The organism is Pseudooceanicola sp. (assembly GCF_029213205.1).
In the GTDB taxonomy this organism is placed as follows: domain Bacteria; phylum Pseudomonadota; class Alphaproteobacteria; order Rhodobacterales; family Rhodobacteraceae; genus Pseudooceanicola.
On record NZ_JARGNH010000008.1, the window covers coordinates 63,637 to 76,246 of the forward strand.

Sequence of the window (12,610 nt, forward strand, 5' to 3'; positions counted from 1 at the left end):
GAGGCTAGGCTGCGGCCTCATGCAGATACCCGACTGGATCACCAACACCCCTGACCTTGCCGCCCTGGACACGGCGGCGCAGGCGCGGCTGGCCGGGTTGGTGCCACGCCGCCTGCCCGCCCAAACGACATTGTTTCATCCCGGCGATGCCGCGCAGGGCTATGTGGTGGTGCTGTCGGGCACGATCGACGTGTTTCTGGTCGGCGCCTCGGGGCGTGAGATGCTGCTCTATTCGGTGACGCCACAGCAAAGTTGCATCCAGACCACGCTGGGGCTGATATCCGGGGTCGCCTACACCGCCGGGGCTGAAACCGCCAGCGCGACTGAGGTGGTGGTGCTGCCAAAGCCGCTGTTCCTTGACCTGCTGGATCACTCCGCAGGCTTTCGCAGCATGGTCTTTTCCGCCTTCGCGGATCGCATGAGCCTGATGATGCAGCTACTTGAAAAGGTTTCATTTACTCGGGTTGAATGCCGCCTTGCCGAACACCTACTGATTCTGGCGGCGGACCGGGCAAGCGTGCGGATCACCCAGGCCGAACTGGCCACCCGCGTCGGCACCGCGCGCGAGGTCGTGTCGCGGCGGCTGGAGGTCTGGGCGCATCACGGCTGGGTCAAGACCGGGCGCGGGACTCTCGAGATCCTGGATCACGCGGCCCTGCACAGGCTGGCCGAGGCTATGTGACCCAGTCACAGACCGGCGGCCGACAAAGGTCTAGACTCAGCCCATATGGATCACAAAGGAGTCGTCCCATGTCTCATAACGTTGGCAGTATTGACCGCATCTTGCGGGTCGTCGTCGGCTTGGCGCTGATCGTAGGTTTCTTTTTGTTCCCAGACGCTTCGCTGCGCTGGTTGTTGCTGATCGGCATCGTGCCGCTGGCCACCGGTCTGATGGGCACTTGCCCGCTCTACTCGATCTTCGGGTTCAGCACCTGCCCGCTGAAGAAATAACGGCTGCGGCGGGCCCGGGGCGATACGCCTCCGGCCCGTCGCCTCGAACCTTGGGGCTTTTCACCGCTGCGGCGGGTGCTTTACCCTGCCCGATCATGTGGCTGTGCCGAATCCCCTTGCTTGCAATCGCCTGTGCCGCCGGGCTGAGCGGCCCGGTCGCGGCGGCCTGTTCCATCACCGCAGGAGAGGCGCGCTGTGTCACCGCCATGGCGCCGGACCAGCGGCATCCCCCCATCGCTGCCCGCTTTGTCGCCGCCCCCAAGCGGCTGATCCCGCCGCATCGCGACGTCTATCTCAGCGCCACCCCGGAGATCCCCGACATCGCCAGCTATGCGCCCGGTCAACGCCTGCCCGAGCGGGTGAGTATCCTGATCAACCGCGAACGCCTGGGCCTGCCGGCGCCGCGCGATGGCTGGACCTATTTCCGGCTGGGCCATGAGGTCTTCCGCGCCAATATCCGCAGCCGCAAGGTGATCGACCGGGTCAACGATCACCTCGCAATGGGGTATTAGCCGCGCGTTCTACCGCCTATTCCGCCGCCGTCCGGCGCGGGTTCAGCATGTCTTTCAGATAGCGTCCGGTGTGGCTTGCTGTCTCGGCGGCCACCTGTTCCGGGGTGCCGGTTGCGACAATCGTGCCACCGCCATCGCCGCCCTCGGGACCAATATCTATGACATGGTCGGCGGTCTTGATCACGTCGAGGTTGTGTTCGATCACCACCACCGAATTGCCCTGATCGACCAACTCATGCAGCACTTCCAGCAGCTTGCGCACGTCTTCGAAATGCAGCCCGGTGGTCGGTTCGTCGAGGATATAGAGGGTGCGCCCGGTCGAACGTTTGGCCAGTTCTTTCGACAGTTTCACCCGCTGCGCCTCACCGCCCGAAAGGGTCGTCGCCTGCTGCCCGACCTTGATATAGCCAAGCCCGACCCGCATCAGCGCATCCATCTTGTCGCGGATGCTGGGCACGGCGGCGAAAAACCCCTGGGCATCTTCAACCGTCATATCAAGAACGTCGGCTATGCTCTTGCCTTTGAACTTGATTTCCAGAGTTTCGCGATTGTAACGGGCGCCCTTGCAGGTCTCGCAGGTGACATAGACATCGGGCAGGAAATGCATCTCGATCTTGATCAACCCATCGCCCTGACAGGCCTCACAACGCCCGCCCTTGACGTTGAAGCTGAACCGCCCGGGCTTGTAGCCGCGCGCCTTGGCCTCGGGCAGACCGGCAAACCAGTCGCGGATCGGGGTAAAGGCCCCGGTATAAGTCGCCGGGTTCGACCGCGGAGTCCGCCCGATGGCGCGCTGGTCGATGTCGATCACCTTGTCCAGATGCTCCAGCCCCTTGATCGTCTCACAAGGGGCTGGCGTCTGGCGGGCGCCGTTCAGACGCATGCTGGCGGTCTTGAACAGGGTTTCGATGGTCAGGGTCGATTTGCCGCCGCCTGACACGCCGGTCACACAGACAAACTGCCCCAGCGGAAAGTCGGCGGTGACCTGTTTGAGGTTGTTGCCGGTCGCCTTGACCACCGTCAGTTTCTTTTTGTTGCCCTTGCGCCGGCTGCCGGGCACCGGGATTTCGCGGGCACCGGACAGGTATTGGCCGGTCAAGCTGGCGGGATCGGCGGCGATCGCCTCCGGGGTGCCATGCGACACCACCTGACCGCCATGGACACCGGCACCAGGGCCGATGTCGAAAACATAATCGGCCTCGCGGATCGCCTCTTCGTCATGTTCGACGACGATCACCGTATTGCCCTGATCGCGCAGGTTTTTCAGCGTCTGCAACAGCCTCCCGTTGTCGCGCTGATGCAAACCGATCGAAGGCTCGTCGAGCACATACAGCACCCCGGTCAGCCCGCTGCCGATCTGGCTGGCCAGCCGAATGCGCTGGCTTTCGCCGCCCGACAGGGTGCCGGAATTGCGGCTGAGCGACAGATATTCCAACCCGACATTGTTGAGGAACCCCAGCCGTTCGCGAATTTCCTTGAGGATGGCGCGGGCGATTTCGTTCTTTTGCTTGCTCAGATGCTCTGGCGCGCCCTCGATCCAGGCCAGCGCCTCGCGGATCGACATCTGCACCACCTGCCCGGCATGCAGCCCGCCGATCTTGACCGCCAGCGCCTCTTCACGCAGCCGATAGCCATGACAGGCGCCGCAGGGACGATTGTTCTGATAGCGCTCGAATTCCTCACGGACCCAGTTCGAATCGGTCTCGCGATAGCGCCGCTCCATATTCGGGATCACACCCTCGAAGGTGCGGGTGACCTGATAGACCCGGCCGCCCTCATCGTAACGAAAGGCGATTTCATCCTCGCCAGAACCATAGAGGAACACCTGTTGCACATAGGCGGGCAGGTCTTTCCATTTGGTCTTGGGGTCGAATTCGTAATGCTTGGCAATCGCCTCGATGGTCTGCAGGAAATACGGGCTCTTGCCCTTGCGCCAGGGCGCCAGCGCCCCGTCGGCGATCTTCAGCGCCGCATCCGGCACCACCAGCCGTTCGTCAAAAAACAGCTCGACCCCCAGCCCGTCACATTCCGGGCAGGCGCCGAAGGGCGCATTGAAGGAGAACAGGCGCGGCTCGATCTCGGCAATGGTGAAACCACTGACCGGACAGGCAAATTTTTCTGAAAACGTGTGCCGCTCGGGCGTGCCGTCGTCCTCGGCCGGCGCGGTTTCCAGCACCGCGATGCCATCGGCCAGATCCAGCGCGGTGCGAAACGAATCCGCCAGCCGGGTTTCCAGCCCGGCGCGCACCACGATCCGATCAACCACCACGTCGATGTCATGGCGGAATTTCTTGTCCAGGGTCGGCGGCTCGTCCAGTTCGTAGAACGCGCCATCGACCTTGACCCGCTGGAAGCCCTGTTTGCGCAGGTCGATGAATTCCTTGCGATATTCACCTTTGCGGTCGCGCACCAATGGCGCCAGCAGATAGGCGCGGGTGCCCTCGGGCATTGCCATCACCCGGTCGACCATATCCTGCACCTGCTGCGCCTCGATCGGCAGGCCGGTGGCGGGCGAAAACGGGGTGCCGGCGCGGGCGAACAGCAGCCGCAGGTAATCGTAGATTTCGGTCACCGTGCCGACGGTCGAACGCGGGTTTTTCGAGGTGGTTTTCTGTTCGATGGAAATCGCCGGGCTCAACCCGCTGATATGATCGACATCGGGTTTTTCCATCATATCAAGGAATTGCCGAGCATAGGCCGACAGGCTTTCGACATAACGGCGCTGGCCCTCGGCATAGATCGTGTCAAAGGCGAGCGAGGATTTCCCCGACCCCGACAGCCCGGTGATCACCACCAACTGATCGCGGGGAATGTCGACATCAATGTTCTTGAGGTTGTGTTCGCGCGCGCCGCGCACCTCGATATATTTCAGCTCGGCCATGAGACCCCCGCAATGGCAATGCCTAAGAAATAGTTTAAGCGGGGCGTTGTTCCAACAGGAAAGTAAGAACATTTCGCGAACAATCGACATGACTCTTAACATTCATATTTTGGAATGTTATATCCCGGTCAACATGATCCATTCCGAGACGGAGCTTTCGATGTTTCACTTTCTCAATCGCAAACCGGCTGGCCTAAAAGGGCTGACCGCCGCCGACGTGGTGGCCGCTGGCGCCGCTGGCGAAATCACCCTGCTCGATATCCGGGAACTGGCCGAGATTCAGGCCACCGGCCTCGCCAAGGGTGCCGTGCATGCGCCGCTGATGACCCTGCAATTCCGCGCAGATCCGCGCCATCCCGACTACGACAAACGGCTGAAGCCGGAGGCCAAGATCGCGGTCTATTGCGCCTCGGGCGCGCGTTCGGTCGGGGCTATTCGGATCCTGAAAAGCCTTGGCTATGGCGATGTGCATAATATCGGCGGGCTGGGTCAGTGGCTGCGGGCGGGCGGTGAATTGACCAAGGGCTGAGCCTGAGTCGCCCCATGCGCGGGGGCTCAGCCCTTGCGCAACACTGCCAGCATGTCACGTGCCGCCGTTGCGGGCGCGACATCGCCGCGCGCCACCGCCGCGCCCAGCGCCGCCATCCGGGCCTGCATTTCGGGTGCGTCCAGCTGCGCCAGCAGCCCCTGGCGCACTTCCTCGCGAAACCAGAACCGGGCCTGGGCGGCGCGGATGGCGGCGAAATGCCCCTCGGTACGCCGCCAGTCCGCCAGTGTCGTCATCGCCTGCCAGGCCTCCGCCAGCCCGGTTTCTGCCACCGCCGAAACCGACATCGCCTGCGGAAACCCTTCCGGGTCCTGCGGACGTTTGCGCAACAGCCGCAGCGCGCCGGAATAATCCGCCCGGGTCCGGGTGGCGGTGTCGAGCAACGCGCCATCGGCCTTGTTCACAAGAATCAGGTCGGCCATCTCCATGATGCCGCGCTTCACCCCCTGCAATTCATCGCCCCCCGCCGGGGCCAGCAGCAGCACGAAGAGATCGGTCATTTCCGCGACCATGGTTTCGGATTGCCCGACGCCCACGGTTTCCACCAACACCACGTCGAACCCCGCCGCCTCGCACAGCGCCACCGCCTCGCGCGAGCGGCGGGCGACACCGCCAAGCTGGGTCTGCGACGGCGATGGCCGGATAAAGGCATTGGGGTCACGCGCCAGCCGCTCCATCCGGGTCTTGTCGCCCAGGATCGAGCCGCCCGACCGGGCCGAGCTGGGATCGACCGCCAGCACCGCCACCCGCAGCCCCTGGCCAGTCAGCATCATGCCAAAGCTCTCGATAAAAGTGGATTTCCCCACCCCCGGCGTGCCGGACAGACCAATGCGCAGCGACTCGCGGCCACTGCCACGCAGTTTTTCAAGCAGCTCTGCCGCCAGTTCACGGTGATCGGCGCGGCTGCTTTCGACCAGTGTCACCGCCCGGGCCAATGCCCGACGGTCGCCTGCGATCACCTTGCATGCAAGGTCTGATATATTCATTTCGTCCCCCGTGGTGTTGCGTCTAGATGCCCGCGCAGTTGCACGGAGTCCAGCCCATGGACCTGCGCCCGTCACTGCCGCATAACCTCCGGGCCATGACCATGCCCCGCCTGCCAATCCACGATGCCCTGCCCGCGCTGATCGACGCGCTGCGCCGCCATGGCCGCGCCGTGCTAGAGGCGCCGCCGGGGGCCGGCAAGACCACGATGGTGCCGCTGGCGATGCTTGAGGCCGGGCTGACGACGGGCCGCATCCTGATGCTGGAACCGCGCCGCCTGGCGGCCCGCGCCGCCGCCACACGGATGGCCGAAACCCTGGGCGAAGCGCCAGGCCAGACCGTGGGTTACCGAATCCGGGGTGAGGCGAAAACCAGCAAAGCCACCCGGATCGAAGTGGTGACCGAGGGCATCCTGACCCGGATGATCCAGTCCAATCCCGATCTGCCCGGCATTGGCGCGGTGATCTTTGATGAATTCCACGAACGCTCGCTGAATGCCGATCTGGGGCTGGCGCTGTGCCTGGAAATCGCCGGGGCCCTGCGCGACGATCTGCTGTTGCTGGCAATGTCGGCCACCATGGACGCCGGGCCGGTCGCCGCGCTGATGGACGCGCCGCAGATCACCTCGGAGGGGCGGATGTTCCCCGTCGAAACCCGCTGGCTGGATCACCCCCGGCCCCGCACCGCAAGGCTGGAGCCCGATGTCGCCGCGCTGATCCTGCAGGCACTGGACGAGACGACCGGCGGGGTTCTGGCGTTTCTGCCCGGCGAGGGCGAGATTCGCCGGGTCGAAGCGGCGCTGCGCCCGCGCCTGCCCGCCGGGGTTCAGCTGCGCCCGCTGTTTGGCGCGATGGATTTCGCCGCCCAGCGCGCCGCGATCCGCCCCGAAGCGCAGGGGCGCAAGCTGGTGCTGGCCACCTCGATTGCCGAAACCTCGCTCACCATCGAGGATATCCGGGTGGTGGTCGATGCCGGTCTCGCCCGCCGGTCACGCTTTGATCCAGGATCGGGCATGGCGCGGTTGGTCACCGAAAAGGTGACACGGGCCGAGGCCGATCAGCGCCGGGGCCGCGCCGGACGGGTGGCCGAAGGGCTGTGTTACCGGCTCTGGACCAAGGGGGAAGAGGGCGCGCTCACCGCCTACCCCCCTGCCGGGATCGAGGCCGAGGATCTGACCGCTCTGGCGCTGGACCTGGCGCTCTGGGGGGCCGCGCCTTCGGCGATGCCGTTCCTGACCCCGCCCAACCCCGGCGCCTATGCCGAGGCGCAGGCGCTGCTGAAACTGCTGGGCGCGCTTGATGCAGGCGGCGCGATCACCGCCCATGGCCGGGCGCTGGCGGCGCTGCCGCTACACCCACGGCTCGGTCATATGCTGATGCTGGGAGGCACCGCGGCTGCCCTGCCCGCCGCGCTGCTGTCGGATCGCGACATCCTGCCGCGCAGCGCCGGGGCGGATCTGGCGCTGCGGCTGCAGGCGGCGCGCAACCCCGCCGGCTTTGCCCGCGACAAGGGGCTGACCCTGCATCGCGCCACCCTGGAACGGGTGCGGGTCGAGGCCCGGCGGCTCACCGCGCTGACACCGAAATCCGGCAACCGCCCGGATCTGGGTATCGGCGAGCTGGCGGCGCTGGCCTATCCCGACCGGATCGGACTGCGCCGCCCCGGTGAGGCGCCGCGCTATCTGCTGTCCGGCGGCAAGGGCGCCGTGATCGCCGCCGAAGATGGCCTGGCCAGCGCCCGGCTGATCGTTGCCACCGATCTGGACGGCGACCCGCGCGAAGCCAAGGTGCGGCAGGCGGTGAGCCTGAGCACCAGCGCCCTGCGCGATCTGTTCGGTGATCAGATCACCTGGGTCAACAGCTGCAGCTGGTCGCGACGCGAACGCCGGGTGCTGGCGCGTCAGCAGGAACGGCTGGGCGCCCTGGTGCTGGATGACCGGGCCTGGCACGACGCGCCATCCGAGGTGATAGCGCGGGCGATGTTGGACGGGGTGCGCGAGATCGGCCTGCCCCCGCAAGAGGCCGCCCGGCTGCTGCGCGCCCGGGTGGCACTGGCCCGCGCCGAGGGGCACGACCTGCCCGACCTCAGCGACGCGGCGCTGCTGGCAGGGCTTGAGGATTGGCTGCTGCCGCATCTCGGCGGCGTGAAATCCGCCAGCGACTGGAAAGGCTTCGATTTGGCCACTGCCCTGCGGGCGATGCTGGATTGGGATCAGACCCAGACCCTGAACCGGGTCGCGCCTGCCAGTTTCACCACCCCGCTGGGGCGCAAGATCGCGATTGATTATTCCGGCGAAGCCCCCGCCATCGCCCTGCGCCTGCAAGAGCTGTTCGGCCAGACCAGCCACCCGATGATCGCCGGTCAGCCGCTGCGCATCACCCTGCTCTCGCCCGGCGGACGGCCGGTCCAGGTGACCATGGATCTGCCCGGATTCTGGACCAGTTCCTATGCGGATGTGCGCAAGGACATGCGCGGGCGCTATCCGAAACACCCCTGGCCCGAAGAACCGACCAGCGCCGCCCCGACCCTGCGGGCGAAGCCGCGCAGGTAGCATCGCCGTGAGGGGGCGCTGCCCCCTCGGCCTGCGGCCTCACCCCCGGGATATTTCGGACCAGAGGAAGCGGGGGGCGGAAATCCGTACGCTACCGGCGCAGGCTCAGACCCCGAGGCACCAGCGCATGATTGCCTTTTGGGCGTGCAGGCGGTTTTCGGCCTCGTCGAACACCACCGATTGCGGCCCGTCCATCACCGAAGAGGTCACCTCTTCGCCGCGATGCGCGGGCAGGCAATGCATGAACAGGGCGTTGTCGCCAGCGGCGGCCATCAGATCGTCATTGACCTGATAGGCGCGCAGCAGGTTGTGGCGGCGTTCGCGGGTGGATTGTGCATCATGCATCGACACCCAGGTGTCGGCGACGATCAGATCGGCGCCCTCGACCGCCCGCCAGGGGTCGCGCTGCAGGGTGAAATCGACGCCCAGCTCCCGCGCCCGGTCCATGTAATCGCGATCCGGGTCAAGCTGTTGCGGGCCTGAAAAGGTCATCGCGAAGTCGAATTGTTCCGCCGCATGCAGGAACGAGCCAAAGACATTGTTGCCATCGCCGACCCAGACCACCTTCTTGCCAGCGATCGGGCCTCTCTTTTCCTCGAATGTCATCACATCGGCCATGATCTGACAGGGGTGGCTGCGGTCGGTCAGGCCGTTGATCACCGGCACCGAAGCATGTTCGGCCATTTCCTGCAGCACACTCTCGTCAAAGGTGCGCAGCATGATCAGGTCGACATAGCGCGACAGCACCCTTGCGGTGTCGGCGATGGTTTCGCCATGGCCAAGCTGCATGTCCTGCCCGGAGAGCACCATGGTCTGCCCGCCCATCTGCCGCACCCCGACGTCAAACGACACCCGGGTCCGGGTCGAGGGTTTTTCAAAGATCAGCGCCACCATTTTCCCGGCCAGCGGCTGTTCGTCGTCCGCCGCGCCGCGGCTGCGTCCGGCACGGGCGGTTTTCATCGCGGCGGCGGAATCGAGCATGGCGCGCAGCGCGGCCTTGTCGGTGGTGTGGATGTCGAGAAAATGGTTCATTGGTCAATAGGTCCTTTGGCGCCACCCTACGGGGCGGCGCCGGTTCAGCGATATTGGGCGGATCAGCCCGCGGAAACGGCTGTCGCGGCAGCGTCGAGCCGGGCAATCGCCTCGGCGATCTCGTCGTCGGTGATGTTCAGCGGCGGCAGCAGACGGATGACATTCTCAGCCGCCGGAACGGTGATCACCTCGGCCGCATAGCCCGCCTTGACCACCTCGGTATTGGCGGTGACGCATTTCAGCCCCAGCATCAGCCCCTGGCCGCGCACCTCGCAAAACACCTCCGGATGGCTGGCCACCAGCCCTTCCAGTTTCTGGCGCAGCAACCCGGCCTTGCGATTCACCTCGGCCAGGAACTCCGGCTCGGCGACCACGTCGAGCACCGCCATCCCGACCGCACAGCCCAGAGGATTGCCGCCATAGGTGGAGCCATGGGTGCCCGCCGTCATCCCCGAGGCGGCGCCTTCGCTGGCCAGCACCGCGCCCAGCGGGAAGCCGCCGCCGATGCCCTTGGCCACCATCATGATGTCGGGCGTGATCCCGGCCCATTCATGCGCAAACAGCCGCCCGGTGCGGCCAACCCCGCATTGCACCTCATCCAGGATCAGCAGGGTGCCGGTTGCGTCGCAGAGTGCGCGCAAATCTTTGAGAAAGGCATCGGGCACCACGGTGATCCCGCCCTCGCCCTGGATCGGCTCGATCATGATCGCGGCAGTCTTGTCGGTCACCGCCGCCTTGACCGCGTCGATATCGCCCAGCGGCAGCTGGACAAAGCCGGGCAGCAGGGGGCCAAAGCCCTTGACCATCTTTTCGGTGTTCACCGCAGCGATGGCGGCGGAGGAGCGGCCATGGAAGGCGCCGTGAAAGGTGATGATCTCGACCCGTTCCGGCGCGCCGGCCTCATAGTGGTACTTGCGCGCCATCTTCACCGCCAGCTCACAGGACTCGGTGCCGGAATTGGTAAAGAACACCGTATCGGCAAAGGTCTCGGCGACCAGCTTGTCGGCCAGCGCCTGCTGCTGCGGGATCTCGTAGAGGTTGGAGACATGCCAGAGCTTGCCCGCCTGTTCGGTGAGCGCCGCCACCAGCCCCGGATTGGCATGGCCAAGCACGTTCACCGCGATGCCGGAACCGAGGTCGAGGAACCGGCGACCGTCCTCTTCGATCAGCCAGGTTCCTTCGCCTTTGGCGAAGTGCAGCGGCGCGCGGGCGTAGGTCGGCAGGACAGAGGGGATCATCTGGATATCCTCGAAATTGCGGAGCCATGACAGAGCATGGGTCTCTGGGCCAAGTCAATGTTGGGGGGTGTTTATCCGGTTTGTGCGTCGGGTGCACGGGAACACAGGCGAAGGACGTCAGACGCTGCGGCGTCGACGTCGGATCAAAGGGATATGGGCCAGCGTGTTCATATCCGCCGTTTAGCGCAAGCCCAGCCCGTTTGCAAAGCGGATTTTGCGGCAAGGTCCCGCCACCGTCCGAACCCGGCTATGGCGCCCCGCAAAACCCCGGATTAGAGAGGGGCATGACCGTACGATCCTGCCTTTTTGCCCTGATTCTGAGTGTTCTGGCCCTGCCGCAACGGGGCGGGACCCATCCGCATGCCTTTATCGACGGCGGTCTCGGCTTTGTTATGGCGGACGGGCAGATCACCCATCTTTCGGTGACCTGGATCCACGATCCGCTCTACACCCTGTTCGCGATTACCGAGGCCGGGCTGGACCCGGATGGCGACGGCAGGTTGAGCGAGGCCGAGGTCGCCTCTCTGGTGCGGATCCATCAACAATGGATCGAAGGCTTTGCCGGTGACAGCTATCTCTGGGCGGATGACCAGCCGGTTGGCCTGTCCAAACCACAGGCCGCGCAGGGGCGGATGCTGCCGGATGGACGCTTTCAGATGGAATTCGTCAGGGCGCTGGATCGGCCCGTCGATCCGCGGCTCGCCCGGGTCACCGCCAAGGCCTATGACCCGACCTATTACACCGCCTATGCCCTCACCGAAGCGCCAGCGGTCCGTGGCGATCCGGCCTGCCGGACACAGGTGACGGCAGCCCGCCGCGATCCCACAGACGCCGAGATGCTGTCGCAATTGGCGCTGCTTGACCGCGACGACAGCCCCGAAGACCCCAGCATCGGCGTGCGCTTTGCCGATACGATCAGCCTGCAATGCGACTAGCCGCGATCGCCACCTTCCTGGGGTTGGCGCTGCTGGCGCTGGTGCTCTGGCAGTATCAATCCACCGCCCTGCTCTGGGCGATTGAGCGGCAGCGCGGGTTTCAGACCGCGATGGCCGGGCATCTGCGCGATTTGCAGGCGGGCGAGCCGCGGGCGCTGTGGGCCTTCTGCCTGGTCTGCGCGGGCTATGGCTTTGCCCATGCCCTCGGCCCCGGCCATGGCAAGCTGGTGATTGGCGGCGCCGGCCTGGCGACGGGCGCCACGGCGGGCCGGTTGGCCGGGCTGGCCATTGTCGCGAGCCTGGCCCAGGCCGGGGTGGCAATCGCGCTGGTCTATGGCGGCTTTGCGCTGTTCGGGGTCAACGGCAAACAGGCCCGGACCATGGCCGAGACCTGGATGTCGCCGGCCAGCGCCGCGCTGATCGGCGTGATCGGGGTGATCCTGATCTATCGCGGATGGCGGCAATGGCGACGACTTGGCGCAGCCCGGCACGCGCCCCATGGGCACCACCATGGGCATCCGCACGCGCATTCGGATCATGATCATGGCCACTGCCACCATGCCCATGGTCCCGACCTCGACCAGGTGGTGGCGCTGCGCAGTTGGCGCGACGCCCTGGCATTAATCGGGGCAATTGCGATCCGCCCCTGCACCGGAGCGATTTTCGTGCTGGCGATTGCCTGGCCGCTGGGCATTGCCCTGGCCGGGGCGGCCGGGGTGCTGGCGATGGGGCTGGGCACCGCCGCCTTTACCGCGCTGGTGGCCATCGCCGGGGTAACCCTGCGCCAGAGCGCGGTGCTGGCGATCCCGGGTTGGGCCGGGCCGACCCTGATTGCACTGCAAATCCTTGCCGGGGCGGCGGTGGTCTGGTTCAGCGCCCTCGCCCTGCTGCGCTGAGACCTTAGCAGGTTGCTGAACGAGCCCTGCCTCGACAGGGCTTTGAGAACATGATCACCCTTTGGGCCGCAGCGACGGGGGGG

Annotated in this window: 11 protein-coding genes; 7 read left to right on the forward strand and 4 right to left on the reverse strand. The window is 65.7% G+C overall.

The window, feature by feature from the left end:
- Window positions 1-19 precede the first annotated feature (19 nt).
- The 3 genes from P1U48_RS08520 to P1U48_RS08530 all read left to right on the forward strand — a co-directional run bounded on the left by P1U48_RS08520 (window position 20) and on the right by P1U48_RS08530 (window position 1,463).
- Window positions 20-682 (forward strand): Crp/Fnr family transcriptional regulator, encoded by a 663-nt coding sequence (locus P1U48_RS08520; RefSeq protein ID WP_301068527.1) that lies wholly within the window; start codon window positions 20-22, stop codon window positions 680-682.
- Window positions 683-750: 68 nt separating this feature from the next.
- Window positions 751-951 (forward strand): DUF2892 domain-containing protein, encoded by a 201-nt coding sequence (locus tag P1U48_RS08525; RefSeq protein WP_301068528.1) that lies wholly within the window; start codon window positions 751-753, stop codon window positions 949-951.
- 95 nt (window positions 952-1,046) lie between these two features.
- Complete coding sequence (locus P1U48_RS08530) at window positions 1,047-1,463, forward strand: hypothetical protein (protein WP_301068530.1); 417 nt, start codon at window positions 1,047-1,049, stop codon at window positions 1,461-1,463.
- Between the two features lie 16 nt (window positions 1,464-1,479).
- On the opposite strand, the gene uvrA is transcribed toward P1U48_RS08530, so the two are convergent.
- The gene (uvrA, locus tag P1U48_RS08535) at window positions 1,480-4,344 is read right to left on the reverse strand and encodes an excinuclease ABC subunit UvrA (protein WP_301068532.1); all 2,865 of its coding nucleotides are present in this window, start codon (window positions 4,342-4,344) and stop codon (window positions 1,480-1,482) included.
- An 88-nt stretch (window positions 4,345-4,432) separates the two neighbouring features.
- Between uvrA and P1U48_RS08540 the strand changes: the two genes are divergently transcribed.
- Window positions 4,433-4,873 (forward strand): rhodanese-like domain-containing protein, encoded by a 441-nt coding sequence (locus P1U48_RS08540; RefSeq protein ID WP_301068534.1) that lies wholly within the window; start codon window positions 4,433-4,435, stop codon window positions 4,871-4,873.
- A 26-nt stretch (window positions 4,874-4,899) separates the two neighbouring features.
- Here the strand turns inward: P1U48_RS08540 and meaB are convergent, their stop codons facing one another.
- The gene (gene meaB, locus P1U48_RS08545; RefSeq protein ID WP_301068535.1) at window positions 4,900-5,877 is read right to left on the reverse strand and encodes a methylmalonyl Co-A mutase-associated GTPase MeaB; all 978 of its coding nucleotides are present in this window, start codon (window positions 5,875-5,877) and stop codon (window positions 4,900-4,902) included.
- A gap of 101 nt (window positions 5,878-5,978) precedes the next feature.
- On the opposite strand from meaB, the gene hrpB reads away from it, so the two are divergent.
- Window positions 5,979-8,426 (forward strand): ATP-dependent helicase HrpB, encoded by a 2,448-nt coding sequence (gene hrpB, locus P1U48_RS08550; RefSeq protein ID WP_301068613.1) that lies wholly within the window; start codon window positions 5,979-5,981, stop codon window positions 8,424-8,426.
- A 105-nt stretch (window positions 8,427-8,531) separates the two neighbouring features.
- Here hrpB and argF read toward each other — a convergent pair whose 3' ends face one another.
- Both argF and P1U48_RS08560 read right to left on the reverse strand, forming a co-directional pair.
- On the reverse strand, window positions 8,532-9,458 hold the full coding sequence (gene argF, locus P1U48_RS08555) for an ornithine carbamoyltransferase (RefSeq protein ID WP_301068536.1): 927 nt from the start codon (window positions 9,456-9,458) through the stop codon (window positions 8,532-8,534).
- A 62-nt stretch (window positions 9,459-9,520) separates the two neighbouring features.
- Window positions 9,521-10,696: an aspartate aminotransferase family protein gene (locus tag P1U48_RS08560; protein WP_301068537.1), complete on the reverse strand. Its 1,176-nt coding sequence runs from the start codon at window positions 10,694-10,696 to the stop codon at window positions 9,521-9,523.
- 284 nt (window positions 10,697-10,980) lie between these two features.
- Here P1U48_RS08560 and P1U48_RS08565 point away from each other — a divergent pair, with 284 nt between their 5' ends.
- Window positions 10,981-11,631, forward strand: a complete 651-nt coding sequence (locus tag P1U48_RS08565; RefSeq protein WP_301068538.1) for a DUF1007 family protein — start codon at window positions 10,981-10,983, stop codon at window positions 11,629-11,631.
- Window positions 11,622-12,527 (forward strand): hypothetical protein, encoded by a 906-nt coding sequence (locus P1U48_RS08570; protein WP_301068539.1) that lies wholly within the window; start codon window positions 11,622-11,624, stop codon window positions 12,525-12,527. The genes P1U48_RS08565 and P1U48_RS08570 overlap by 10 nt, the downstream gene beginning before the upstream one ends.
- Window positions 12,528-12,610: the final 83 nt, after the last annotated feature.

What these genes read in the sequence shown, in the direction of transcription:
- P1U48_RS08565 (WP_301068538.1), top strand. Translation starts at nt 10,981, where the DNA reads ATGACCGTACGATCCTGCCTTTTTGCCCTGATTCTGAGTGTTCTGGCC.
- P1U48_RS08540 (WP_301068534.1), top strand. Translation starts at nt 4,433, where the DNA reads ATGACTCTTAACATTCATATTTTGGAATGTTATATCCCGGTCAACATG.
- P1U48_RS08520 (WP_301068527.1), top strand. Translation starts at nt 20, where the DNA reads ATGCAGATACCCGACTGGATCACCAACACCCCTGACCTTGCCGCCCTG.
- hrpB (WP_301068613.1), top strand. Translation starts at nt 5,979, where the DNA reads ATGCCCCGCCTGCCAATCCACGATGCCCTGCCCGCGCTGATCGACGCG.
- P1U48_RS08570 (WP_301068539.1), top strand. Translation starts at nt 11,622, where the DNA reads ATGCGACTAGCCGCGATCGCCACCTTCCTGGGGTTGGCGCTGCTGGCG.
- P1U48_RS08560 (WP_301068537.1), bottom strand. Translation starts at nt 10,696, where the DNA reads ATGATCCCCTCTGTCCTGCCGACCTACGCCCGCGCGCCGCTGCACTTC.
- argF (WP_301068536.1), bottom strand. Translation starts at nt 9,458, where the DNA reads ATGAACCATTTTCTCGACATCCACACCACCGACAAGGCCGCGCTGCGC.
- meaB (WP_301068535.1), bottom strand. Translation starts at nt 5,877, where the DNA reads ATGAATATATCAGACCTTGCATGCAAGGTGATCGCAGGCGACCGTCGG.
- P1U48_RS08525 (WP_301068528.1), top strand. Translation starts at nt 751, where the DNA reads ATGTCTCATAACGTTGGCAGTATTGACCGCATCTTGCGGGTCGTCGTC.
- uvrA (WP_301068532.1), bottom strand. Translation starts at nt 4,344, where the DNA reads ATGGCCGAGCTGAAATATATCGAGGTGCGCGGCGCGCGCGAACACAAC.
- P1U48_RS08530 (WP_301068530.1), top strand. Translation starts at nt 1,047, where the DNA reads ATGTGGCTGTGCCGAATCCCCTTGCTTGCAATCGCCTGTGCCGCCGGG.